The organism is Mucilaginibacter sp. P4_C11 (assembly GCF_056402115.1).
In genome coordinates this window covers 53,708-76,567 of the sequence record NZ_JBFUIA010000024.1, presented here as the reverse complement: position 1 = coordinate 76,567, position 22,860 = coordinate 53,708, and the positions used below count along the sequence as shown (strand labels likewise).

The 22,860-nt window shown below is 42.8% G+C and carries 26 protein-coding genes; 9 read left to right on the top strand and 17 right to left on the bottom strand.

Features of this window, described 5'->3' with window-relative positions; all coding sequences use genetic code 11:
• Positions 1 to 27: 27 nt before the first annotated feature.
• From AC1DU2_RS21110 to AC1DU2_RS21090, 5 genes are all read right to left on the bottom strand, one after another.
• Complete coding sequence (locus AC1DU2_RS21110; RefSeq protein WP_477386627.1) at positions 28 to 864, bottom strand: DUF7003 family protein; 837 nt, start codon at positions 862 to 864, stop codon at positions 28 to 30.
• 175 nt (positions 865 to 1,039) lie between these two features.
• Complete coding sequence (locus tag AC1DU2_RS21105) at positions 1,040 to 2,035, bottom strand: MBL fold metallo-hydrolase (RefSeq protein ID WP_477358931.1); 996 nt, start codon at positions 2,033 to 2,035, stop codon at positions 1,040 to 1,042.
• A 76-nt stretch (positions 2,036 to 2,111) separates the two neighbouring features.
• Positions 2,112 to 2,942, bottom strand: coding sequence for an alpha/beta hydrolase family protein (locus tag AC1DU2_RS21100; protein ID WP_477386625.1), 831 nt, complete (start codon positions 2,940 to 2,942; stop codon positions 2,112 to 2,114).
• A gap of 10 nt (positions 2,943 to 2,952) precedes the next feature.
• A complete protein-coding gene (locus AC1DU2_RS21095; protein WP_477386623.1) occupies positions 2,953 to 4,479 on the bottom strand; it encodes a GNAT family N-acetyltransferase in 1,527 nt (508 codons plus the stop codon).
• A gap of 76 nt (positions 4,480 to 4,555) precedes the next feature.
• A complete protein-coding gene (locus AC1DU2_RS21090) occupies positions 4,556 to 4,930 on the bottom strand; it encodes a DoxX family protein (protein ID WP_477386621.1) in 375 nt (124 codons plus the stop codon).
• 167 nt (positions 4,931 to 5,097) lie between these two features.
• Here AC1DU2_RS21090 and hemA point away from each other — a divergent pair, with 167 nt between their 5' ends.
• The 3 genes from hemA to AC1DU2_RS21075 all read left to right on the top strand — a co-directional run bounded on the left by hemA (position 5,098) and on the right by AC1DU2_RS21075 (position 7,232).
• Positions 5,098 to 6,324: a glutamyl-tRNA reductase gene (gene hemA, locus AC1DU2_RS21085; protein ID WP_477358943.1), complete on the top strand. Its 1,227-nt coding sequence runs from the start codon at positions 5,098 to 5,100 to the stop codon at positions 6,322 to 6,324.
• A gap of 67 nt (positions 6,325 to 6,391) precedes the next feature.
• On the top strand, positions 6,392 to 6,787 hold the full coding sequence (locus AC1DU2_RS21080) for a hypothetical protein (RefSeq protein WP_477386619.1): 396 nt from the start codon (positions 6,392 to 6,394) through the stop codon (positions 6,785 to 6,787).
• Between the two features lie 97 nt (positions 6,788 to 6,884).
• Positions 6,885 to 7,232, top strand: coding sequence for a hypothetical protein (locus AC1DU2_RS21075; RefSeq protein WP_477386617.1), 348 nt, complete (start codon positions 6,885 to 6,887; stop codon positions 7,230 to 7,232).
• Here the strand turns inward: AC1DU2_RS21075 and AC1DU2_RS21070 are convergent.
• The 4 genes from AC1DU2_RS21070 to AC1DU2_RS21055 form a co-directional block, all read right to left on the bottom strand.
• Positions 7,229 to 8,227, bottom strand: a complete 999-nt coding sequence (locus AC1DU2_RS21070) for an ABC transporter ATP-binding protein (protein WP_477386615.1) — start codon at positions 8,225 to 8,227, stop codon at positions 7,229 to 7,231. The genes AC1DU2_RS21075 and AC1DU2_RS21070 overlap by 4 nt on opposite strands.
• Positions 8,228 to 8,390: 163 nt before the next feature.
• A complete protein-coding gene (locus AC1DU2_RS21065; RefSeq protein WP_477358949.1) occupies positions 8,391 to 9,239 on the bottom strand; it encodes an outer membrane beta-barrel protein in 849 nt (282 codons plus the stop codon).
• 30 nt (positions 9,240 to 9,269) lie between these two features.
• Complete coding sequence (locus AC1DU2_RS21060; protein ID WP_477386613.1) at positions 9,270 to 10,073, bottom strand: hypothetical protein; 804 nt, start codon at positions 10,071 to 10,073, stop codon at positions 9,270 to 9,272.
• The gene (locus tag AC1DU2_RS21055; RefSeq protein ID WP_477386698.1) at positions 10,033 to 10,602 is read right to left on the bottom strand and encodes an RNA polymerase sigma factor; all 570 of its coding nucleotides are present in this window, start codon (positions 10,600 to 10,602) and stop codon (positions 10,033 to 10,035) included. The genes AC1DU2_RS21060 and AC1DU2_RS21055 overlap by 41 nt, the downstream gene beginning before the upstream one ends.
• Positions 10,603 to 10,769: 167 nt before the next feature.
• On the opposite strand from AC1DU2_RS21055, the gene AC1DU2_RS21050 reads away from it, so the two are divergent.
• From AC1DU2_RS21050 to vapC, 6 genes are all read left to right on the top strand, one after another.
• On the top strand, positions 10,770 to 11,000 hold the full coding sequence (locus AC1DU2_RS21050; RefSeq protein WP_477358958.1) for a hypothetical protein: 231 nt from the start codon (positions 10,770 to 10,772) through the stop codon (positions 10,998 to 11,000).
• Between the two features lie 2 nt (positions 11,001 to 11,002).
• The gene (locus AC1DU2_RS21045; protein ID WP_477386611.1) at positions 11,003 to 11,371 is read left to right on the top strand and encodes a type II toxin-antitoxin system VapC family toxin; all 369 of its coding nucleotides are present in this window, start codon (positions 11,003 to 11,005) and stop codon (positions 11,369 to 11,371) included.
• Positions 11,372 to 11,387: 16 nt separating this feature from the next.
• Positions 11,388 to 12,653 carry a metal-dependent hydrolase family protein gene (locus AC1DU2_RS21040; protein ID WP_477386609.1) on the top strand — a complete coding sequence of 422 codons (1,266 nt, stop codon included), beginning with the start codon at positions 11,388 to 11,390 and terminating at the stop codon, positions 12,651 to 12,653.
• A 28-nt stretch (positions 12,654 to 12,681) separates the two neighbouring features.
• Positions 12,682 to 13,449: a hypothetical protein gene (locus AC1DU2_RS21035; RefSeq protein ID WP_477386607.1), complete on the top strand. Its 768-nt coding sequence runs from the start codon at positions 12,682 to 12,684 to the stop codon at positions 13,447 to 13,449.
• 94 nt (positions 13,450 to 13,543) lie between these two features.
• Positions 13,544 to 13,723 (top strand): type II toxin-antitoxin system VapB family antitoxin, encoded by a 180-nt coding sequence (locus AC1DU2_RS21030; protein WP_477358970.1) that lies wholly within the window; start codon positions 13,544 to 13,546, stop codon positions 13,721 to 13,723.
• Positions 13,723 to 14,130 (top strand): type II toxin-antitoxin system VapC family toxin, encoded by a 408-nt coding sequence (vapC, locus tag AC1DU2_RS21025; protein ID WP_477386605.1) that lies wholly within the window; start codon positions 13,723 to 13,725, stop codon positions 14,128 to 14,130. The genes AC1DU2_RS21030 and vapC overlap by 1 nt, the downstream gene beginning before the upstream one ends.
• On the opposite strand, the gene AC1DU2_RS21020 is transcribed toward vapC, so the two are convergent.
• From AC1DU2_RS21020 to hemC, 8 genes are all read right to left on the bottom strand, one after another.
• On the bottom strand, positions 14,131 to 14,664 hold the full coding sequence (locus AC1DU2_RS21020) for a CopD family protein (RefSeq protein WP_477386603.1): 534 nt from the start codon (positions 14,662 to 14,664) through the stop codon (positions 14,131 to 14,133).
• Between the two features lie 81 nt (positions 14,665 to 14,745).
• A complete protein-coding gene (hemE, locus tag AC1DU2_RS21015; RefSeq protein ID WP_090643151.1) occupies positions 14,746 to 15,771 on the bottom strand; it encodes a uroporphyrinogen decarboxylase in 1,026 nt (341 codons plus the stop codon).
• 165 nt (positions 15,772 to 15,936) lie between these two features.
• Positions 15,937 to 16,458 (bottom strand): hypothetical protein, encoded by a 522-nt coding sequence (locus tag AC1DU2_RS21010; RefSeq protein ID WP_477386601.1) that lies wholly within the window; start codon positions 16,456 to 16,458, stop codon positions 15,937 to 15,939.
• Between the two features lie 3 nt (positions 16,459 to 16,461).
• Positions 16,462 to 17,169, bottom strand: coding sequence for a response regulator transcription factor (locus AC1DU2_RS21005; RefSeq protein ID WP_090643161.1), 708 nt, complete (start codon positions 17,167 to 17,169; stop codon positions 16,462 to 16,464).
• Between the two features lie 156 nt (positions 17,170 to 17,325).
• Positions 17,326 to 18,195, bottom strand: coding sequence for a sensor histidine kinase (locus AC1DU2_RS21000; protein WP_147052978.1), 870 nt, complete (start codon positions 18,193 to 18,195; stop codon positions 17,326 to 17,328).
• Between the two features lie 39 nt (positions 18,196 to 18,234).
• Entirely contained in the window at positions 18,235 to 19,605 is a 1,371-nt protein-coding gene (gene hemL / locus AC1DU2_RS20995) for a glutamate-1-semialdehyde 2,1-aminomutase (RefSeq protein ID WP_477386599.1), read from the bottom strand.
• Between the two features lie 167 nt (positions 19,606 to 19,772).
• Positions 19,773 to 20,744, bottom strand: a complete 972-nt coding sequence (hemB, locus tag AC1DU2_RS20990; RefSeq protein ID WP_477386597.1) for a porphobilinogen synthase — start codon at positions 20,742 to 20,744, stop codon at positions 19,773 to 19,775.
• A 342-nt stretch (positions 20,745 to 21,086) separates the two neighbouring features.
• Positions 21,087 to 22,682: a hydroxymethylbilane synthase gene (gene hemC / locus AC1DU2_RS20985; protein ID WP_477358988.1), complete on the bottom strand. Its 1,596-nt coding sequence runs from the start codon at positions 22,680 to 22,682 to the stop codon at positions 21,087 to 21,089.
• Positions 22,683 to 22,860 lie beyond the last annotated feature (178 nt).

The window sequence follows — 22,860 nt, the reverse complement described above, 5'->3', positions numbered from 1 at the left end:
TTTGTAGATGATGACAGGTATATAGCCTTACAGGGCGCCGGATTCCGGCCAGTTTTTCCAATGCGAATTTGGTGCGATGGTTGGTTGGTATAAAGAAATATCGCCGGTAGCAATTACTGCCGCCAATTGTTGCCATGTTTCGTAACTGCCGGGGCGGTTATTTTCCCACTCTTCCATATTAAACCGGGCTGTTTTTTCCTGATGCTCCCTGATCATGTTTTGAATAAATTCCTGCGTGAGATCGAACATGCTAAGCCTTTCGGCAGAGTCAAAAGGAGACCGCGTTTGGGTAAACTCTTTATGGTACCACTCATCAAGCACCAATATTTTTTTAAGACCGGGCGGGATTGATTTGTATAGCTCCTCATCAGTAGCCCTAAAAAGGTGGGCGTGATCAATTACTGCCAAACGTGCGGCCTCTATTATTTGTATTTCATCGGGCTCGTATTCGGCCAGGGTTATCCCTGCTTTATCGTAATCTGCCTTGTTGAATGAAAGCGGAACTTTTTCGCCTCGTACAATCCAGAAGTCGGCATCCGGGAGCAGTGCTTCAATGTCGGTGGTTGAGTCAAAAGATTTATCGTCGATGGGATAATTCCTATAGGTATTAACAGAATGGCCATCGTAGTTTTCAAGGTTGATAAGGCAGTTGCCAAAGTAAAAAAGTTCGGAAGTGATATATGTACCCCTCGGATTGTAACCAAGTACTTCGGCTGCTACTGCCCACTCGTCATTATCTCCACGGAAGATGTTCAGCCTGCTGTCGATAAGGAAAATATACGGGTGGCTTAGCGTTATGAAATAGTTATAACTAATAGCATTGCTGTGATCAAGCGTATGTAGGATATCGGCGGGGTGAAGCATAACCTGGTTGTTTGTTGCATGAAGTTACGATATGGAAGATGAATTTTGCAGTTTGTTCAAGAAAAATATATTGGATAGATCCCTGAATTAGCGACGTACCGACGGGCTATAAACCTCAAAAGCCGGTTTCGTAAAACCAGCTTTTGTTTGAATTTTTAAATCGCTTTCCTGGGTGCTACATAAACTTTTTCCACCAGGCCGAATTATAAGGGCCTTTAACTTCGGTGGGCTTACCCGGTTCGGGTACAAAAAGGTCTATCTTTTTATCTTTGGCAAATTTTTCCAAACGTTCAACCGGCTCGTACCAGGCGTGTGGCGCCAGGTTAAACGTGCCGTAGTGTATAGGCATCATGAGCTTGCCTTTTAGGGCTATGTGGGCATTTGTAGCATGATCGGGACCCATATGGATATCCGGCCAGTATTTGCCGTAGGCGCCTACCTCAAGCATCGTTAAATCAAACGGGCCAAAGGCCTTGCCAATCTCTGCAAAACTGGGCGACCAGCCAGAGTCGGCTCCAAAATAAATATTATGTTTTGGGCCTTTTATTACAAAGCTTGCCCAAAGCGTTTCGTTACGGTTTACCACGCCCCGGCCCGAAAAATGCCTTGATGGGGTAGAGGTAACAACAACCTGGTTCCCTATCAACACGCTATCGCCCCAATCCATCTCAAATACAAAATTCTTAAATATGCCCCATTTTTCAAGATATTGGCCTACACCAACCGAACAGTAAAAAGGGATATCGGTTCCTGCAAAAAATTTAATCGTATCCTTATCCAGGTGGTCGTAATGGTCATGCGAAAGCAGCACCGCATCCAGTGGTGGCAAATCTTGTAATGCAACGGCCGGTTTAAAAAAGCGCTTCGGCCCAAAATATTTGGAAAATGACGCCCTATCGCCCCAAACCGGGTCGGTAAGGATACGTTTGCCATCTATTTCAATCAATATGCTGGAGTGGCCAACCCAGGTAATGCGCAGGCCGCTTTCCGGCGCGTCGTTATAAATTGTAACGTCGGTTTTAAACGGACCTATCGGTTTTTTTGGAGAGTTCTCGGCTTTATTGCCCATATACTCGCGTAAAATGGGAATCATTTTTCCAAAACCTGCCTCGTCGGTAGGGATAACGTTGATGTATTTTTTTGCCTTTTTGCGGGATCCTTCTAAACTCATGGAAACAATAATAGTACTTATACGGGGTGTGATAACTTTAACACAAAAAAGTTACGATAGATTGTTGCTGCCGGTTTTATTTACTTAAAAATGATATTGTTGTATCGCAAAATGCAATTAGCGATGCAGGCAAAACATCGCTTAAATAAGGATGGACACCGCCAAAAGTATGGTCGCAGGCAGGCAAAATAAAAAACTCAGCATCGGGATGTGCTGCATACAATTCTTCGGCATGGCTTAACGGAACGGTGGGATCTGCATCGCCGTGCATCAATAGCCAGGGCTGCTTAACTTTTACTGCCTGTGCCAATATATCCAGGCGTTTAGGATGCTTATCCAAATCGCCCAGCAGGGTAGATTTTAAGGGCATTTGTTGGCCTGTACGTTTATTGGGCATGTAAATAATGCCCTGCAAACGCCATTGTATTTCTATTTCTTCGGGCCAAAGGTTATAAAAGCTTGATATAGACGCCATGGTAACCAGCTTTTTTATCCGGCTATCCTCTGCCGATTTAATGATGCTGATACCGCCGCCCATGCTGTGGCCAATAAGGTAAACCCCACTGGCCGCTGCCATGCCCGATCCGCTGCAGGCAAAATCAATAATGGTATCCAAATCTTCCAACTCTATCGAAAATGTATTATCGCTAAAAGCTATCAGGTCGGTAAAATCAAGCGGGCTGTCGGGTGTAGTGCCATTGTGCGAAAAATTGAATTTAAGGTATTTAAACCCGGCATTGGCAAAGTAGCCGGCCACTAAATTATGCGTTCCCCAGTCTTTAAAACCTTTAAAGCCATGTGCAAAGATAACTACAGGCGCGTTTTTAAAAGCGTCATTGTAAGTTACGTCTATCAGCATGGGCCGGCCTTTAGCGCCGGGGAGTGTATAATTATCTTTACGGATCATGGGGTTAAAACTATACTTTTTTCCCGTTAAAAGTAATATTATACAAATCGGTCCGGCGGTCTTTCAAATTTTGTACGCTGCCGTATTCATGCAGTTCATCCAGTAGTGAAAGGTCTACGTCGGCTATTACAATCATCTCGCTGTTTGGCGTGGCTTCAGATTGAATTCCGTTGGTAGGGAAGCCAAAATCCGACGGCGTAAATACCGCCGACTGTGCGTAGCTGATGCCCATATTATTTACATTGGGCAGGTTGCCCACGCAGCCCGCTATGGCCACATAACATTCATTTTCGACGGCCCGCGCCTGCGAGCAAAACTTAACCCGGTTATAGCCGTTTTGGGTATCGGTTAAAAATGGTACAAACAGGATCTGCATGTCCTGGCTGGCCAGTATCCGCGATAACTCCGGGAACTCCACATCGTAACAAATCAGGATGCCTATTTTGCCGGCGTCGGTTTCAAATACTCTAACCTCGTCGCCGCCACGAATACCCCATGAACTGATCTCGGATGGGGTAGGGTGAATTTTATAAACCTCTTCCATGCTGCCATTGCGCCTGAACAGGTACGATACATTGTATAACGAATCTTCAAAAATGGTAGGCATACTGCCTGCTACAATGTTTACATTGTATGATACCGCCAGCTTTGAAAATTCTTCGATGATGGGCTGGGTATATTTGGCCAGTTCGCGCATGGCTTTGGCACTGTCCATGTGGTTGTAATCGGCCATCAATGGAGTGCCGAATAACTCGGGGAACAGTATAAAATCTGCCTGGTAATCGCTTACCGCATCTACAAAATATTCGGCATGTTTTAACAGTTCGCTAATGTTATTGTACGGGCGCATCTGCCACTGTACCAGGCCAATACGCACTACAGTTTTTTGGTTAATAGCAGTGCTTATTTCCTCGTAATACACATTGTTCCACTCTATCAGCGTAGCAAATCCCTTGCTGCGGCTATCCTCGGGCAGGTAATTGCGCAACACTTTACGTACGTGAAAATCATTTGCCAACTGGAAGGATAGGGTAGGGTCATATATCTCCTTATATTTTACCTTATCAATATACTGGCGGGGGGTAAGATCGTTCTGGAATTTTTGATAATTGGGTATGCGGCCACCTGCAATAATGCTTTTCAGGTTCAGCTTTTCGCACAGGGCTTTGCGGGCATCATAAAGGCGGCGGGCCAGGCGCAAGCCGCGGTATTTTGGATGGATAAATACATCTATTCCGTATAAAACATCGCCCTTATCGGTATGGGTTTTAAATGTACTATCGCCGGTAATTTGTTTGTAGGTATGGTTATCGCCAAATTTTTGATAATCGACAATGATGGCCAACGCGCAACCTACCACCACATCGTTCACGGTTACACAAATTTGCCCTTCGGGGAATATTTTGATGAGCTTCTTAATGGAATTGGCGTCCCAATAATCCTCGTCCATATCCATGTATGCCGATTTCATCGATTTTTTTAGTTCCTGGTAATCCTGTACTTCCAGGTTACGCATTTCAACACTTTGCAAATCCATATTATACTTTTAAGATGCTGTATCCTTAAATAAAAAACCCGGTGATTTGTTTTGTCCTTAAGATAAGCCTTTGATGTTAATTTTTGCGGTGCCACCAAACCCACAGCATCAATACCGGTTGTAAAATTAAGCGTCCCCAGGCAAAAAGTGGTGTTACGGTTATGTTACCTAATTTAAAAGGCGCATCAATAAGCATTTGGATATGAACCGGTAAAAACGCAGCCAGCATCAGCATAATACCATATACCGTCCAATGCCTTGTTTTGGGCCATATCAGCATAAGCGCAAATGATATTTCTGCTATCCCGGCAATAATGTTCATTAAAACCGGGAAGGGTATATAATGCGGAATGATATGGATGTAGGATTCGGGGTTTATGAAATGATTTATGCCCGCAAATGCATAACCAACCACCAGTATGAACAGGCTAACCTTTTTTAATAAATGCATTTGTTCAATATACATAATTTTGCCATGTATTGTTTTGAGCAGTTTTTATGTGGTTTTTCGGTCATTTTGGCTAATTTATAACCATTCTAAATACTTCTGTTTGACAAAGTGTTGACATTGCATCGCATATATAGTGATATTTTTGTTCGGTCAAATTTAAAACTGCTTTGAAGTATTTAAAGGTTATTGCTTTTACACACAAACAGATTGAACTGAAGGAAATAGGAAGATTGGTGGTTTGCCAGGAAAATCTAACTGAAAAGCTTCAACAGGTTAAAACTCAATTTGGAATACCGGAAATATTCTATCTGGCTACATGTAACCGTGTGGAATTTGTTATGACTACCCCACAGGTAGTTGATAAGAACTTTGCCAAACGTTTTATTGAAGCTTTTAACACCGAGCTGTGTGAAAACTCCCTGAGCACTTTCATGGATGGCGCTTCTATTTATGAAGACCAGGAAGCTATGGTACACCTGCTGCGTACTTCATGCTCGTTAGAGAGTTTGATAGTTGGCGAAAAGGAGATACTGGCCCAGCTACGCAAAGCCTACGAACACTGCAAAGAAGCAGGCCTTACCGGCGATGGACTGCGCATGATCATGAATTGTGTGGTTAAAACAGCCAAGGAAGTTTATACGCATACCAATATTTCAAAAAATCCTATTTCGGTTGTCTCGTTAGCTTATCGTAAGCTTAAAGATTTAAACCTTTGCTCAAACGCCCGTGTATTGATTATCGGGGCCGGCGAAACCAACCGCAATTTATCTAAATACCTTCAAAAGCATAAGTTCAGCAACTTCGCGGTTTTTAACCGTACTGTTTCAAAGGCGGCTGAACTGGCCAAAGACTTAAACGGTGAGGCATTTGACCTGGAGGCGCTTAAGACATACAACAAAGGCTTCGACGCCATTATCACCTGCACATCGGCAGTTGAACCTATCATCACTACCGAAATTTATCAATCGCTGCTTAATGGCGAAACCGGCAAAAAAACCATCGTTGATTTGGCCATCCCTAACGATACCGCTCCCGAAGTTTTAGAACAATTTCCAGTTAACTTTATCGAAGTACATTCATTAAACGAGGTTGCCAAACGTAACCTGCAGGAGCGCTACCACGAACTGGTACACGCCGAAGGTATTATTGAACAAAATATAGCCGAGTTTTTAACCCAACTGAAACAACGCCGCATTGAAGTGGCCATGCGCCAGGTGCCCGAGAAGATAAAAGAGATCCGCAACACGGCCATCAATTCTGTTTTTGCTGATGAAGTACAAAGTATGGATCAGCAATCGCGCGATATCCTGGAAAAAGTGATTAACTACATGGAGAAAAAATATATCAGCGTGCCCATGATTATGGCTAAAGATATATTGATTAATGAGAATTGATTTCCATTAATTTCGATAAGCTAAAAGCATTTCTTTTATATTTAAATACGATTGTATAATTGTATTTATGTCGCTGAAAAACAAGATCATTCTTGAGGTTATCGCCTACATCGCTTTAATGACTGGCTTCGCCTTTTTTTGGGCCAATTGTTTTGAGTTGTTTATCCACCATAAGGGCGACGATTTTGAATGGAATATATTCATCTGCACAGGCTTAACTTATCTGTTTAACTTTATCTACTACTTTACTTTAACAAGGATTAACATTTACTTTTTTATGTTGGTGCCTATAATTATTGCAGTTTTGGCAATTCCTGTGGGGTTTTTACTGATGATGACGCTTGCCATCGGAGGCACACCGGCCCAAATTACGTATTTGTATACCTTTACCTATCTTTTTCTTTCGCTGATAGGTATTCTTATCACATTCCGTAAATGTAAATTTTTTGAAGTGGTGGTTTAAGTTTAGCGAGGATATTGCTAACTTGATGCCTATAAATCTTGTTAAGCAATGTCTGAAGCCGTTACTGTTGATGAAGCGTTAAAAAAAGGGTCAACGCATGATAAATTACCCTGTTTTCGCAATACAGATAGTCGGATTTGGCGTTGCGTATTATTTGACAACATTTTCCGCTTTTCCTCAGTGGATAGCGTTGATTGTTTTTATATTGGGGTTTACGGGAGCCTGGCTTTATTGGAGTTTTAAAATTACAAAATGGAAATTGTGGGCATTCAAAAATGTTGACGATGTGTACGATTTAAAATATAGGGCAATAAAGGGAAGGCTAATTTGGCCCGATGGTAGCATTTGGGAAAAAACGGAGATTTGGTCAGCTGCCGACAAAAAGAAATGGATCCAGCTTCAGGAACGATTTACTGAATATGATGACTCACATGATGTTCACTAATACTCCAGCCACTTCCAAAACCTAACTGATACCATATCTCCTTCTTTGTAACTATCGGGTTCTCCGTTTGATACGCGGAGCAGTACGCCCTCTTTTTCGAGTATCAGGTCTTCATAAAAACCACGGAAAAGGATTTGTTTTATTGTCCAGCTTTTGGTTGATGAGATCAGTTTGATCCTTATCCAGTCGGGATAAATTACCACATGTTCTTTTATGGTTTCGATACCGCAAATCTGCGCGTCGGCAGCGCTAAGTACATTACAGTTACTTAACAGTTGGGCGGTATACAAATGCTGCGGGTGTTGATACAACATTTTTGGATGCCCTTGCTCCACAATCTGACCATTTTTTATCACTACCAGTTCATCGGCCATAGATAGCACCTCGGCCGGGTCATGCGATACCATGATCACCGTAATACCAAGCTCTTTTACAATTTGCCTGATGTCCTGTTGCAAACCCTCCCTGAAGGAGGTATCTACCTGGTTAAACGGCTCATCCAGTAATAAAACCTGCGGGCGGGTAATTATGGCCCTTGCAATGGCTACGCGCTGCTTCTCGCCGCCACTCAGGTCGGCCACCCGTTTGTCGGCCATGTGGAGCATGTTAAGCTGTGTTAAAATTTGCTCGGTTTTTTCCTTTTTTGCCTTTAGGTCGGTTGCCGGCAGCATGGCCGCTACGTTATCCCAAACTTTGGCAAACAGGTTCAGGTCGTCGGTATGTTGGGTAACCATTTTCATGGCATCGTGGCCGGGAATCAGTTTTTCTTCGGGACCCCAAATGCGGTCGCCTTTAAACTTAACAATGCCTTCATCAGGAGAAAGCAGACCGTATAATAATCGCAGCAGCGTGCTTTTCCCGCTTCCGCTTTCGCCAATAATAGCCGTTATTTTTCCGGGTTGGATAGAGATATTTGTAGTTTTAACACCGGCCGCCTGTTTACCGGGATATATTTTACTTACTGCAATAGCCTGCAAAAAAGGGATGTCTGACATTAATGCAAAGATAGTAGGATTAAGTTGATTAAGTAAGTGGTTGATTGGGTTGAGTAGTTGATTATCCTGGATAAATATATTACCTGATAACCCTATTTTAACTCAATTAACTCATTCTAACCTAATCAACCCAATCCAACTTAATCAACCACTCACCACTTCATTAAAATCCCAGCGTCAACCCGAAGCTGAAGTTCCTCAACCCTTCCTGGGCGGGGCTGTTTTCAAACATATCGTTAAAATAGTATTTGGCGTAGATGCCCATGATGCCGTAGCCCATGCGGATGAATGCGCCTTTGCGCAGTTTGGCAAAATGGTAATCGTCATCAAATTTTTGCTTGCCGCGTTCTTCGCTTATTTGTTTTACGCGTCCGTTGAGCAGGATGCCAACCTCGGGCCCAACAACCAGGCGGAAGTAGTTACCACGGCTATCCTCATGACTGCGATAGTAGAATGATAAAGGGATGCGCAGATAGCTTGACGAAAAACGGTTTTTGCTGAAGTGGATGCTATCCGGCAAAAAAGTTAACACAGGCGCATTACGTTGTATGGTAATATCCTGGCGCAGGCGAATGTTGGTCCAATCAAACCCACCCGAAACATATATTTTAAAGGCGCTGTTAAAACGGTAACCAAACTGCACCACATCAAAACCAAAGTTGGCTGTTTTGGCCTGGCGATAACTGAGGAACTTATTTTTTTCAGATAAAGTAAAGCTGCCGTTGTCAACCAGGGTAGCAAAGCCAAGGTCGATCCTTGAAAAGGTAATGCCGAAAGAAAAACCGGGGGCTTTTGTCCTTTGTACCTTTGTGCTGTCGTTGCTATATGGAGATACATAGGGCACATCGCGACCAAGCCCTAATTTAACTTTGATATGTTTTTTGGTTACAATAGTGGTATCTGTACCGGTTTTGGTCGAGTCGACTATAGTGGTTGTGGTAGTTGTGGTGGTTTGGGCAAAGCCGTAGCTTGCTGCAACGCATAGCATTGCCGTTAAAATTAAGCGTTTCATATTATCGGGTATATATTTTTTCTTTAGATTTTATTTTTCTTTTTTTACTTTAATGATGCCCAGGTTTACACCGGTAATGGTGGCATCGTCCTCATCGGTATTGCTAAATTCAATGATCTTATCTTTGCGCTTATCAACAGCGGCAATCATTACATTAAACACATCGCCCAAACTGCGGATCTTATGCTTTTTTGCCGGCGTTGCTGGCTTAATAGTTGCCACTTCTGTTGGGGCAACGGGCGATTTAATACTTGCAAAAGCCGGCGTTTCGTCAATATGTTTTTGGAATATCCTGGTAACTGTATCTGGCTGTACAGTAACTTTTACTTCCTGCTTGTTAGTTGCCGATGCTAATACCGGCTGCTGATCGTCGGGCTTTGCAATATCCCTGGCAGGCGCGGCTGTAACCCGGGCTGTTGTAACCGCTTTTTTATTCTGTTTGTGTATGCTGATAGCCGCTAAAGTGTTAGCCGGGGCCGCCGCCGCTTCCTTGGGCTGTTTACCGGCAGCAGTTTCGGGCTGTGTTGCCTGGATCGGCCCGGCAACCGTTTTTGGTTGTATCGGATGGCTGACACCTGCCAGCCCATCTTTTTTGATTGTTTTTACTTCTTTAGGGATAAATAAAACACCGGCGGTTATCATTAAAACCGCTGCTGCGGCAATACTCAGGTATGGCAGCCATACCTTTTTGCGTTTGCCTGCATCCAATTCGCCGGCAATCCCTGTCCACACGTTTGCAGATGGTTCTATCTCGTAGTCGTTTAATGCCGATTGAAATAGCTTGTCCAAATCCTTATCCTGCATATCCATAGCTTTTGCTCTCCATTTTTGCAATTTGTTCTTTTAATATCGTTCTCGCCCTTGATAGCTGCGATTTTGATGCCCCTTCGGTGATGCCTACAATTTCGGCAATTTCTTTGTGTGCATACCCTTCTAAAGCATACAGGTTAAATACGATGCGGTAACCCGGTGCCAGTTGCTGTATCAGCCCCATCAGCACTTTGGCATCAAGATTGGCGGCAGCTATCGGGTTAACCGATGGCTCTGTGCCTGCTTCGTCTATATCAACCACCTGCATCATTTTGTGGTGCTTGCGATAGTATTCAATAGAACTGTGTACCATGATGCGCCTTACCCAACCTTCAAATGATCCATCTGCCCGGTAATCAGCCATTTTGCCAAATACTTTTATAAACCCGTTTTGCAGCATGTCTTCAGCCTCCATTCTATCAGTAGCGTAGCGCATACACACGGCCAGCATTTTACCCGCCAATTGTTTGTATAACAATTCCTGTGCCTTACGTTCGCCCGCTTTGCAGCGTTCAACCAATTGTTCGATAGTATATTTAGGTTCCAAAAACATCATTTAAAAGTAAGATGGTAACCTGCGGCAAATGGTTGCATGGGGTTTGAAATATTTTTTAGTTGGGCGACTACGCTTTTATAACTTGTTTTTATTGAATAGCAAAGTAATCATTTGTAATCGGGTTTGAATAATTGTATTTTTGAATGAGGCTAATAGAAAAAATCATGGAACTGATACTAAAATCTAATAATGAACAAAGCATTGCTAAGATTATAGCTTTGGCGAAAAGGCTGAATGTTATTGTTGAAAAAAAAGATGCAGACAGTAATAGCAACGACAAAGCTGCTATAAAAGAAAGGATTTTAAACTTTAAAGCGTCAACACCCTCTCCCTTTGGTGATGCTGTAGCTTGGCAAAACGAACAGCGAGAGGATCGTGATCTGCCGTTTTCCTAATCATGATTTCATTAATCGACAGCAATATTCTCATTTATTCTTTTTTATCTGAGTATCAATACTTACGGGAGACTATCACTAATGAGTTTTCCTGTATTTCTGAAATATCAAGGGTTGAGATCCTTGGATTTCACGGTTTGAAAAAAGACGATGAAAAATATTTTCTTGACATATTTGACGTTATCACCATTATCGCCCCCTCGACCGAAATATTTGACTGCGCAATACAGATTCGAAAATCTCATCGATTGAAGTTGGGCGATAGTATTATTGCTGCTACAGCATTAGTTAATGGCCTGACTTTATACACACGAAATGTTTCTGATTTTGATAAGGTTACGGGTTTAAAATGTGTCAATCCTATAAAGTAAGCTATCTTTATTTATAATGAAGAAAACAATAGCCACAATAATACTCCTCATTTTTTGCCTGCCCATATTTGCCCAAAAAACTGAAACCTATATATTACTTAAACCCGACCGTGTTTTCGACGGTGAGCAGATGCACGCGGGCTGGTGGGTACTGGTAAACGGTAATCGTATCGAAGCAGCAGGAGAACCCGCTACCATAAAAATACCTGCCAATGCTAAGGTGATTGACCTGAAAGGCACAACCCTGATGCCCGGCCTTATTGAAGGCCACTCGCACCTTTTCCTGCATCCCTATAATGAAACTGCCTGGAACGACCAGGTACTTGGCGAAAGCCGTGCCGAGCGTACCGCCCGTGCGGTTAACCATGCCCGTGCAACTTTGATGGCCGGCTTTACTACCGTGCGTGACCTGGGAACCGAAGGCGCTGCCTATGATGACGTGGGATTGAAAACTGCGATTGAAAAAGGCATAATCCCCGGCCCCAGGATGTTGGTGGCCACCCGGGCAATTGTGGCTACCGGCAGTTATGGCCCTAAAACTGAAGTGGCCGAAGCCAGCATAATTAAAGGCGGCGAAGAAGCTGATGGTATTGATGGCATTACCAGGGTGGTGCGGTCGCAAATTGGCCATGGCGCAGATGTAGTGAAAATTTATGTGGATTATCGCTGGGGGTTAAACAGTACCGCAGCCCCAACTTTTACTGAAGAAGAGTTGAAGGTAGCTGTACAGGTAGCTAAAAGCAGCGGCCGTACGGTTGCTGTACATTCGTCAACTACCGAAGGCATGCGCCGGGCCATAGCGGCAGGCGTAACTACCATTGAGCATGGCGACGGCGGAACACCTGAACTGTTTAAGCTGATGAAAGAAAAAGGCATAGCTTTATGCCCAACCCTCAACGCTACGGAATCAATTTCGGGCTACAAAGGCTGGAAGAAGGGCATCGACCCGGATCCCGCGGGAGTAAAGCAAAAGCATTACATTTTTACCGAGGCATTAAAGGCCGGTGTTACTATTTGTATGGGCGGAGATGTTGGTGTATTCGGCCACGGCGATAATGCCCGGGAAATGATATTAATGGCCGAGTACGGCATGAAACCGTTGGAGGTGTTGCGCTCGGCAACATCAGTTAACGCCTCAGTTTTTGGATTGAAGGATTTGGGGAATATCAAGACCGGATACCTGGCAGATTTAGTTGCCATTAATGGTAACCCGGTTGAGGATATGAAAGCTTTGAAGATGGTGAAGTTGGTGATGAAAGATGGGGTGATTGTAAAAGAATAATTGATATTTTTACGTACAACCATATCACATGCAATATTCAACCTTTTTTAAAAAGCAATCAGCAGCTCTTATCGATATTTACCAGGAGCGTTTCACAAAAACTATCTGGCAGGCTGTTTTATTGACAAGCATTAGCTTTATAATAACGGCGGTAATTTCAAATTATACCCAGTATGATCAAAGTGCAAAAAACATCCCGATAAGTGTATTAAGCTTTTTTAGTCTCCGTTTTAGTTTCAATGAAACTTATAGCATAGTTGATAATGCCAAGTCCATTTTTATTTTTTTCGTGTCCATTTTTTCAATTAGCAAGGTTGGTAAGGTAACGATTAAGAATATAGCCTGCTTAGCAGCGATATTGTTTATATGTTGTTTGTTAGACCTGTCATTTTTCCAGTTGAAAGGACAACTACACCACGGTATAGATAACCGGTATTTGGAAAGATGGAGCAGTGCGGTCATTTATATTTTAAGGCTTTACACGCCATTAGTGTTATTTGCCTTAACCATTCAAATTTGTACTTCGGGGGCAAAGTTTAATGCCAGGAACATTGTTTTCCTGTTTATCACATTGTATTTTTTTAACGAGATGACCTTTTTAGTGATATCGTTAATGAGGACTTGTGTTTTTGAACTGTTACTATGCCTGTTTAATTCAAAAACATCACATTTTATTGCAGAAAGTGTTTTAGGTGCCGGATTGATGGCATCGTTCGTTATAGGCTATCATTGCGCTATGACTGGTCCGTTTGTTTTAGAGCAAGAGGCTGTAGAAGATGCGGAGGAAGGTATTTGAAAGATAACATATAACTATGCTCTATTTGCATTGAGCAGTAATCATAAGGTTGTACTTTTAGATAAAATGTGTATCTTTATTGAAATTTGTGTGTATGAGAACAAATATTGATATCGACGATACGTTGATGGCCAAAGCTCAAAAGTTAAGCAGTATCAAAACCAAAAAAGGTATAATTGAGGAAGCTTTAAAACTGTATGTTACTATAGAAAATCAAAGGAAATTTGCTGCTTTGAAAGGGAAAATCGAAATGGATGATACTGCTTTTGAATAATGGAAACTATCCTTATTGATACATCTGTTTGGGTTAATTATTTCAAGGACGTGGATACGAATGCCAGTAGATTTCTTACTAATAATCTCACGAATGTGATTTTGGCTACTTGTCCAACAATAGTTCAGGAGGTTTTGCAGGGTGTTGTTTCTGATAGTGATAAAAGAAAGGTCAATTCGCATTTTGATACATTAACTAAACTGATTGAAGATCCTTACGAAGTTGCTGTCGAAGCTTCAGAATTATATCGGCTTTTGAGAAAAAAAGGGGTTACGATTCGCAAAACTAATGATTGTTTAATAGCTGTATATGCTATGAGAAATAAAATCTCATTGTTGAACGACGACAGGGACTTTCAATTCATAGCCCAACACTCATCGTTGAAAGTAATGAGCTTTCATGAATGATCATTTCTTCTCCCTGAACCGCTTATAAATTTTCACCGCAATCATTAATATCACTCCCAGCGATACTATTCCAACAATCCCAAATATCCAGCTTAAGCCATCTTTTTTAACGGCAAGAAACACAATTGCGAAAAGTAAAATGGTGGCCAACTCATTCCACAAGCGTAATTGGGTTGATGTCCATTTAAAAATACCTTTGCGCATCTGCTTCATTTTGTGTTCGCAGATGTGGTGATAAGCAACCAGTCCCAACACAAATAACATTTTTACCTGTAGCCAGGCCATTAGCATCCAGCCTTGCTTTAAATATACCATAGTACAGCCGGCAACAATAACTATCAGCATAGATGGAGCCGTTATAATATTAAACAGCTTTTTCTCCATGATCTCGAACTGGGCCGATAGGATACTGCGGTCTGGCTCGGGCTTGGCTTGTGCCTCGGTATGGTAAATAAACAGGCGCACCATATAAAATAGTCCCGCCATCCAGCAAACTACAAAAATGATATGTATGGCGAGAACGTATTCGTACATGAAACCCCCTAACCCCCTAAAGGGGGAATTTTTTGATTTGCATTTTTTTATTACCCCGACTATAATTCCCCCTTTAGGGGGTTAGGGGGCGTATTCCTTTATAATCTCTACCGCGTATTTCACATTATCAAACGGGATATCGGGCATAATGCCGTGGCCCAGGTTGAAAATGAAGCCTGGCTCGTCCTTCATCCGGTCGAACAGGCGGTATATGCGGTCTTTAATTACTTTTTTGTCGGCGTATAATATATGCGGATCAAGGTTACCCTGTACGGCTACACCGGCAGGTAAACGCTTTTTGATATCCAGTAGGTCCACATTCCAGTCAATTGATACCACATCCGGCTTAGCCTCGGCCATTAACGGCGCAAAAACCGAGCTGCCTTTACAGAACGATATCACCGGGATATCCTTACGGTTAAGCTTGCTGATGATCTGTTGGATGTAGTAGTGGCTAAACTCTTTATAATCATCCCATGCCAAAGCTTGTGCCCAGCTATCAAAGATCTGTACTGCGTTTACGCCGGCTTCAATTTGCAGGTTTAAATAGTCGGCTGTAACAGTGGCGATTTTTGATAACAGCTGATGGGCCATTGCCGGCTCATTGTGCAGCATCAGTTTGGTGAGCTTAAAATCTTTTGACGATCCGCCTTCAACCAGGTAGCTCATCACGGTAAATGGCGCACCTGCAAAACCAATCAGCGGGATACTGCCATTTAAACGCTGCTGAATCACCTTAATGGCATCCGCAACATATTGTAATTTATCACCTACATCGGTCTGCAGGTTATCAATATCTTTTTGTGTACGTACCGGGTTAGCAAATTTAGGGCCTGTGCCTGCATTGAAACTCAAATCGCCGCCCATCGCTTCGCCGGTAACCAGTATGTCCGAAAACAGGATGGCACCATCAATGCCCAATAGATTAACCGGCAACATGGTAACATCGGCAGCAAGCTCCGGTGTCTTGCACATTTCCAAAAAGGAATACTTGTTTTTAATGTCCCAATATTCTTTCATGAAACGGCCGGCCTGGCGCATCATCCATACTGGTGGCCGTTCTGTTTTTTCGGAAAAAGCTGCTTTTATTAATAACGAATCTCTCATATCTTTTAGAAGAGAGCAAAAGAGTCAAGAATCAAGAGTCAAGAATTAAGACTTTGGGTTGCCGGTAACAGTACTGGCGATGTGCGGAGCAAATAGTTAGATCAACTTTACGCTTTGCATTTTCATGTCTTGATTCTTGATTCTTGACTCTTGATTCTATATACTCTATTTTTGTTTAATCTCCTTATGAAGTTTGTTTATAACATCCTTCATTTTGGCGGTAATTTTATCGGCATGCTGCTCGGCCAATTGCAGGTAGGCTTTGGCTTTATCGTAATCATTATGCCTTATACTTATATTGGCCACTGTAACCAACGCGGCTACATGGTCGTTTACAGATCGCAGCGGGTATTGCGCTGCAATCTCATAATGTTGTTCGGCTGCTTTAAAATCCTGTTTTTGCACACAAATGCCGCCGTAAATAAATTCATAATAGCCCCGGCGCTTTTTACTGAGCCATTCGGGTTTGCTGATTTCTTTTAACGATGCCTCTGCCTTATCAAATTCTTTATGGTGAAAATATTTGGCCGCAACAACCAGGGTTCCCTGTTTAAAGTAATCCCATATTAGCAACAAAATCATCATAGCAGCAACAGCCGCAAGCTCATAAATGCGCAGGTACAGCAGTAGGCCTAACGATAGCAGGAAAACAAATGCAATAAATATGCGCACCCGGTTACTGAACATTAATTAGTGCTGATTATCGGTAAATTTATAGCCTACACCACGGATGGAGTGAAAATAAACCGGGTTTTTAGGATCTGGTTCAAAATACTTACGGAAGGTTAGGATAAAGTTATCGATAGTACGGGTTGATGGGTATACATCATAGTTCCAAACAGTTTCCAGTATCTGCTCGCGCGATACGGCATCGTTACGGCGCTCAATTAAAAGCTTTAGTAACATGGTTTCTTTTTTGGTAAGCGGAGTAATAGAGCCATCCTCATTCACCAGCTCAAACGAGTTAAAGTGGATGGTTTTTTCGCCAATTTTGTAGCTGTTAAACTCTTTAAGGTCATCGCCTTTCAGGCTGCGTTTTACCAGGTTGTTCACCCGTAAAATAAGCTCTTCCAGGTTAAACGGTTTGGTTAAATAATCGTCGGCCCCTTTTTTAAGCCCCGAAATTTTATCCTCATTGGTGTTTTTGGCTGTAAGAAACATGATAGGCACCTCGGTATTTTCAAGGCGGATGGTTTCTGCAACCACAAAGCCGTCAATTTCGGGCATCATTACATCCAAGATAACCAGGTTAAAACGCTCTTCTTTAAACAACTGTAAAGCCTTTTTACCATTTTTTGCTGTCGAAACTTTATAACCTTCCAGCTCAAGGTTAAGTTTAATGGCTTCCAACAAATGCTCTTCGTCTTCGGCTAATAGAATTCTTTTTTTGTTAGGCATCGTCTGACTCATAATTTTAATACACTAATTTGATAAGCATTAATTCACACTCATTAAATCGAATTACACGAATCACTATTCAAGTTATTTACACATTTTACTATTCAAACTATATAAGCAGATTAGTGAAATTTGATATAATTTGTGCAATTGGTGTTATCCAAATACAACTTCAAAAATACTACCAGCGGGGCGGTTGTCTTTCACCTTAATACTGGCATGGTGCTTATCCAGCACCTCTTTTACTATATACAGGCCCAGGCCGGTTCCCTTGGTGTTGCGGGTTTCCTCGCTGCCCACACGGTAAAAACGGTCAAAAATACGGGCTTTTTCATTATCGGCTATGCCAATGCCCTGGTCGGCTACCTCCAGGTATACCTTATCATCTTTTGAAAATAACTTAACAACCACTGCCGAGCATGGGCTGGAATATTTTACAGCATTCTCTATTAAATTGGTTACCACGGATGTAAGCGCAAACTTATCGCCGGTGATTTCAATTTTGGGTTCAATCTCGGCATCGATAATCATTTGGTTGCAATCGCATTTGCTGATTTGCAAACGGTTTACAATGCTATCTACCAAAACCGAAAGATTAAAGCTTGCTTTAGGAAACGTGTATGATTGGTTTTCAATTTTGGAGGCCAGCAACATATTCTCTACCATATCATCCAGGCGCTCAACATCATTCAATGATTTTTCTATAAAATCAAGCACCTGTTCTCTGGTCAGGTTGCGCTTCTGAATGGTTTGCAGCAGAATTTTTATTGATGCCAGCGGCGATTTCAGTTCGTGTGTTACCGAAAGCAAAAAGTTCTTTTTTTGCTCCTGCAGCTTACGCTCTTTATTGATGGTTTTGTGCAGGCTAACCGCGCCCAGCGTAAATACCAGTATAAACATCGATCCTTCGCATAGTACCATACTGATAGGCCTTGCGTGAGGCGTTACCAACATATACCCCCACCATACCAGTTGAGCAACGGCATAGATGATGAGCGCGTAAAAAATTACAAATGTCCTTTTCATTTTATCTGTTGTCGGGTTTCTGTTGCCAGTTGCCTGTTTTTACTTATTACTGAAAACCAGGTCAAGGCTATCAAAAATAGCGCGTTTGGTTTTTTCTAAATCAATTTTGGTATGGGCCGATGATATAAAACCAACTTCGTAACCTGATGGACCAAGGTAAATACCCCGGTTTATCAGTTCGCGGTGGAATTTTTTGAATTTTTCCATGCTTGCTGCATCAATATCTTCGGCTTTACGAATATACTCTTTATCTGTAAAAGCAAACCAGAATATCGATCCGATACCAAACACCTTAAATTTATAGTTACGGGCTGTAGCAAAACGCTGTATAGCCTCGGTAAATTCTTCTCGTTTATTATTCAGGTCGCGGTAAAAACCCATGCGCAAAAGTTCGGTCAGCTGGGCAATACCTGCCGCCATAGCTACCGGGTTGCCAGATAATGTGCCGGCCTGGTAAACACCGCCATCCGGCGATACGTTGCCCATAATTTCGGCCGATGCGCCATAGCAGCCAACCGGCAAACCGCCACCGATGATTTTGCCATAGGTAATAATATCCGGCTTAATTTGGTAATAGCCTGCCGCGCCTTCAAAACCAACCCGGAAACCCGAAATTACTTCGTCAAATATCAGCAGCGTGCCGTTTTGGGTACATATATCGCGCAAAAATTGCAGGTATTCTTTTTCCTGTAACAGCAAACCGTTATTGGCCGGGATAGGTTCGATGATGACGGCTGCAATCTGGTCTTTAAATTCATTAAAAGCCAGGGTAAGAGCTTCCTTATCGTTCAGGGATACTACGATGGTTTCGTCAACAAATGCCTTTGGTACGCCGGCTGATGACGTTTCGCCAAAGGTAACCAGGCCCGATCCTGCTTTAACCAGCAAAGCGTCGGTATGACCATGGTAGCAGCCTTCAAATTTCAGGATCTTATCGCGTTTGGTATAACCCCTTGCCAACCTAATAGCCGACATAACCGCTTCGGTCCCTGAACTTACAAAACGCAGTTTTTCAATAAATTTATTGTTCTTCAGGATCAGTTCAGCCAGTTCATTTTCTAAAGCGGTTGGTGCACCAAAAGACATGCCGTTTTGCATCACCTCTATCACCTTCTCCCGTACTTTGGTATTGTTATGACCAAGGATGAGCGGCCCCCATGAGCAGCAGTAGTCAATAAACTCATTACCATCGGCATCCCAAATATGACTGCCATCGCCTTTTTGAATAAACAAAGGCGTACCATATACCGATTTAAACGCTCTTACCGGAGAATTAACTCCTCCCGGAAAATAAGTTTTAGCCTTGGCATACAGTTCGGCGCTTTTCTCCCTGCTAATATCCGGCTTCCCCGTAGTATTCACCGGTTCATTGGCCTCGCCCGAAAACATCTTTTTTATTGAATCTAACATTTTTATAAGTCAAAAATCAAAATTCAAAAGTCAAAAATTCAGTGTTTGTTTCGAATTTTTACTTTGAACTTCAACTTGTTTACAACCAAATCAAAGACCAAGAATCAAAATTTAAAAGTCAAAAAATTCAGGTTCATTTTGAATTTTTACTTTTGAATTTGACTTTATCAAAGCCATTTATTCTCCAAAACTTCCTTGGCATGATACGTCAATATCGCGGTGGCGCCTGCCCGGCGGATGCTGGTAAGCACCTCGGTTATGGCGCGCTGCTCGTTGAGCCAGCCGCGTTGTATAGCTGCTTTTATCATGGCATATTCGCCGCTTACGTTGTAGGCGGCAACGGGTAGTTCGGTATTATCTTTTATTAGTTTTATCACATCCAGGTAGGGTAGGGCCGGTTTTACCATTAAAAAGTCGGCGCCTTCCAGCTCGTCTAAGTTGGCCTCTATCAATGCCTCGCGCTGGTTGGCCGGGTTCATCTGGTAAGTTTTTTTATCACCAAACTTGGGTGCCGAATTTAAGGCATCCCTGAACGGACCATAAAAAGCACTTGCATACTTGGCCGAATACGACATGATAGAAACGTTGGTAAAGCCGTTTTGGTCCAATACTTTCCGAATGTATCCAACACGGCCATCCATCATGTCTGATGGGGCAATAATATCGGCCCCGCATTGTGCGTGTGCCAACGCCATTTTACCTAAAACTTCCAGCGTTTCGTCGTTCAATATTTCGCCATTTTTAACAATGCCGTCATGGCCATCGCTGCTATAAGGGTCCATCGCCACATCGGTAACCACACAAGCCTCCGGAAAGTTCTTTTTAACTTCGCGAATAGCGCGCAGGTACAAGCTTTCTTCGCGGTAGCTTTCGGTAGCCATGGTATCCTTAAGGGCTTCATCAATATTGGGGAACAAATCAAATGATTTTAAACCCAGCTTCATACAGCTTTCAATTTCGCGCAGTAAATTATCTACCGAGTACCGGTAAATACCCGGCATTGATGCTACTTCGCTTTTTTGGTTCTCGCCATCGATAATAAACAGGGGGAATATCAAATTGGCCGCGCTTATGTGCGTTTCCTGCACCATTTGGCGTATTACTTCACTTTTACGGTTTCTACGTGGTCGTTGTAACATGTTATAGCTGATACCCCGGTTTCGGAAACTGCCTTGCCGGCCGGAGGAGCGCAAAGTTATATAAACCCTTACAATTATGTACGCTATAAACTCATTAAAGGTAATTTATGGCGTAAAGATGATTTTACAGAAATGTTTGTACAAGCAAAATATTTTATAGCTGTATATTTCATAACTGCCTGATAAGCAATAGGTATTGATGAATTGATCCCGGTAATGGCGGTTGGTAGCGGGAATTTTGCCCAAAGGTTACGACGATGTGTAGAGAGACACCCAGGTTGATAGTGAAGTATATTAAGCATTAAATACCCGGACCATGGTATTCATGGTCCACATGCTTTTTTAACACCTGTTGGTTAAACAGGTTGTTCCAAAAACGGCTTCGGCCAGACCTACTTCGTCGGGCGAAAACGGTAGTGTGTAGCGGGTGCCCATTTCGTCGAATTTTTTGCCTGTTGATTTACCAATGGCTATTACCTGCTGATTGGGTTCTAACAGGTTATCCTGGAAATAAGCCTCAACGTTAGATGGGCTGGTAAAAACCAGAACATCAGCGCCGGTTCCTTCTACTTCTTCTTCAATTACAGTTTCGTACACCGTAAGGTCGATTATTTTGGTTTCGGCAGATAAGCCTTGTTGTATGCTGCGTAATGAGCCTTCGGCGCCGGGGAACAATACTTTAGTACCGTTGGCCAATGTTGCAAAATCTGCCGCAACCTCGGCGGTATCGCCGCTTTCGCCAACATAAGCCGCGAAATGGCCATTGCGGCGCAAGGTATCTTCAGATCCTGAGCCCATTACACCAAATTTTACTTTTGAGGGTAATTGCGGCTTTAGTGCAAAGAAATACTCTACCGCGTTTTTACTGCTGAAAAATATCCAGTTGATATCTCTTAAAATATAAGGATCGAGTTTGTTGATAACGGGTACCGTGCGGATAAGCGAACGCGCATCTATATTAATACCATGTTTCTCCAGTGCCTTGCGGAAATAGCTTTGCTCCGAAAGATCGCGGGTTATAAATACACTTTGGGCCAGTTTGCGGTTAGTATCAAACATAGCCACAACCTTTTGGGCAAGGCCATCGGTTGTATCCGATTTCAGGAATACTCTATCCGGGAATTCATCACCTTCATCGGCTTTTGAGGTAAATACCTGGTATACATCATCCTCCTTGCGGCAATAGCAGCCCAGGGGCAGGTGACAGCCACCGCCAAATAGCTTTAACACGGTACGTTCAACAGCCAATTCCTCGGCTACAGCCGGGTGGTGCAGTGCTTGCAGGGCTTCAAAAAGTTCCTGGTCAACCTCACGTATCTGTATGGCCAAAGCGCCCTGTGCAGGTGCAGGGATCAGCTCGGCAGGGGTTAGTTCCTCTACGTGAAATTCGCTTAAATCGATATTTAAACGGCTTACACCAGCCTTGGCCAGCATAATGGCATCATACTTTTCGTCGCGTAGTTTGCCTATGCGGGTAGGTACGTTGCCGCGTAATTCTTCTATCTCCAGGTCGGGGCGGTAGGCCAGTAACTGGGCCTTGCGCCTGTTGGATGATGTACCAACAATAGCTCCGTATTTAACAGATAACTTTTGATGTACATCTACACAATCTTTCAATATCAGCAACAGTTCAGATGGATCTTCCCGTTCTGAAACTGCTGCGATGATGAGTCCCGGAGGGTTTTCGGTCGGCAGGTCCTTATGCGAGTGTACCGCAAGGTCGATGGTGCCGGCTAATAATTCTTCTTCTAATTCTTTGGTGAAAAAACCTTTACCTTCCAGCTTATCAAAGCTGAGGTTGAGGATACGGTCGCCCTGTGTTTTAATGATCTTTAACTCGGCGGTAATGTTGATGGCGGCAAGGCTATCTTTTACAAAATTGGCCTGCCACAGCGCTAATTCGCTGCCACGTGTTCCTATTATCAGTTTTCTGTCCAAAAGAATGATTGTTTGCAGGCGCAAATTTAATTTTTTATCAGCATGAAAAGGTACAACAACCGTACGATTTTTTTCTGATTGCAACAATATGACGGTTAGGTGTGGGTTTAAAGCCCTACCAACCGGTTATTTATTAAACAATACTGTTTTGATTAAGTTTATCTTTGGGGTTAGTCCT

Coding starts and splice junctions, on each gene's coding strand:
- AC1DU2_RS21045 (WP_477386611.1), top strand. CDS start 11,003: ATGATTTCATTAATCGACAGCAATATTCTCATTTATTCTTTTTTATCT.
- AC1DU2_RS21105 (WP_477358931.1), bottom strand. CDS start 2,035: ATGAGTTTAGAAGGATCCCGCAAAAAGGCAAAAAAATACATCAACGTT.
- AC1DU2_RS21090 (WP_477386621.1), bottom strand. CDS start 4,930: ATGCATTTATTAAAAAAGGTTAGCCTGTTCATACTGGTGGTTGGTTAT.
- AC1DU2_RS21080 (WP_477386619.1), top strand. CDS start 6,392: ATGTCGCTGAAAAACAAGATCATTCTTGAGGTTATCGCCTACATCGCT.
- AC1DU2_RS21110 (WP_477386627.1), bottom strand. CDS start 864: ATGCTTCACCCCGCCGATATCCTACATACGCTTGATCACAGCAATGCT.
- AC1DU2_RS21010 (WP_477386601.1), bottom strand. CDS start 16,458: ATGTTCAGTAACCGGGTGCGCATATTTATTGCATTTGTTTTCCTGCTA.
- AC1DU2_RS21020 (WP_477386603.1), bottom strand. CDS start 14,664: ATGTACGAATACGTTCTCGCCATACATATCATTTTTGTAGTTTGCTGG.
- AC1DU2_RS21030 (WP_477358970.1), top strand. CDS start 13,544: ATGAGAACAAATATTGATATCGACGATACGTTGATGGCCAAAGCTCAA.
- AC1DU2_RS21095 (WP_477386623.1), bottom strand. CDS start 4,479: ATGGATTTGCAAAGTGTTGAAATGCGTAACCTGGAAGTACAGGATTAC.
- AC1DU2_RS21070 (WP_477386615.1), bottom strand. CDS start 8,227: ATGTCAGACATCCCTTTTTTGCAGGCTATTGCAGTAAGTAAAATATAT.
- AC1DU2_RS21000 (WP_147052978.1), bottom strand. CDS start 18,195: ATGAAAAGGACATTTGTAATTTTTTACGCGCTCATCATCTATGCCGTT.
- AC1DU2_RS21040 (WP_477386609.1), top strand. CDS start 11,388: ATGAAGAAAACAATAGCCACAATAATACTCCTCATTTTTTGCCTGCCC.
- hemB (WP_477386597.1), bottom strand. CDS start 20,744: ATGTTACAACGACCACGTAGAAACCGTAAAAGTGAAGTAATACGCCAA.
- vapC (WP_477386605.1), top strand. CDS start 13,723: ATGGAAACTATCCTTATTGATACATCTGTTTGGGTTAATTATTTCAAG.
- AC1DU2_RS21005 (WP_090643161.1), bottom strand. CDS start 17,169: ATGCCTAACAAAAAAAGAATTCTATTAGCCGAAGACGAAGAGCATTTG.
- AC1DU2_RS21055 (WP_477386698.1), bottom strand. CDS start 10,602: ATGTTTTTGGAACCTAAATATACTATCGAACAATTGGTTGAACGCTGC.
- AC1DU2_RS21065 (WP_477358949.1), bottom strand. CDS start 9,239: ATGAAACGCTTAATTTTAACGGCAATGCTATGCGTTGCAGCAAGCTAC.
- AC1DU2_RS21100 (WP_477386625.1), bottom strand. CDS start 2,942: ATGATCCGTAAAGATAATTATACACTCCCCGGCGCTAAAGGCCGGCCC.
- hemE (WP_090643151.1), bottom strand. CDS start 15,771: ATGAGAGATTCGTTATTAATAAAAGCAGCTTTTTCCGAAAAAACAGAA.
- AC1DU2_RS21035 (WP_477386607.1), top strand. CDS start 12,682: ATGCAATATTCAACCTTTTTTAAAAAGCAATCAGCAGCTCTTATCGAT.
- hemL (WP_477386599.1), bottom strand. CDS start 19,605: ATGTTAGATTCAATAAAAAAGATGTTTTCGGGCGAGGCCAATGAACCG.
- AC1DU2_RS21075 (WP_477386617.1), top strand. CDS start 6,885: ATGATAAATTACCCTGTTTTCGCAATACAGATAGTCGGATTTGGCGTT.
- AC1DU2_RS21050 (WP_477358958.1), top strand. CDS start 10,770: ATGGAACTGATACTAAAATCTAATAATGAACAAAGCATTGCTAAGATT.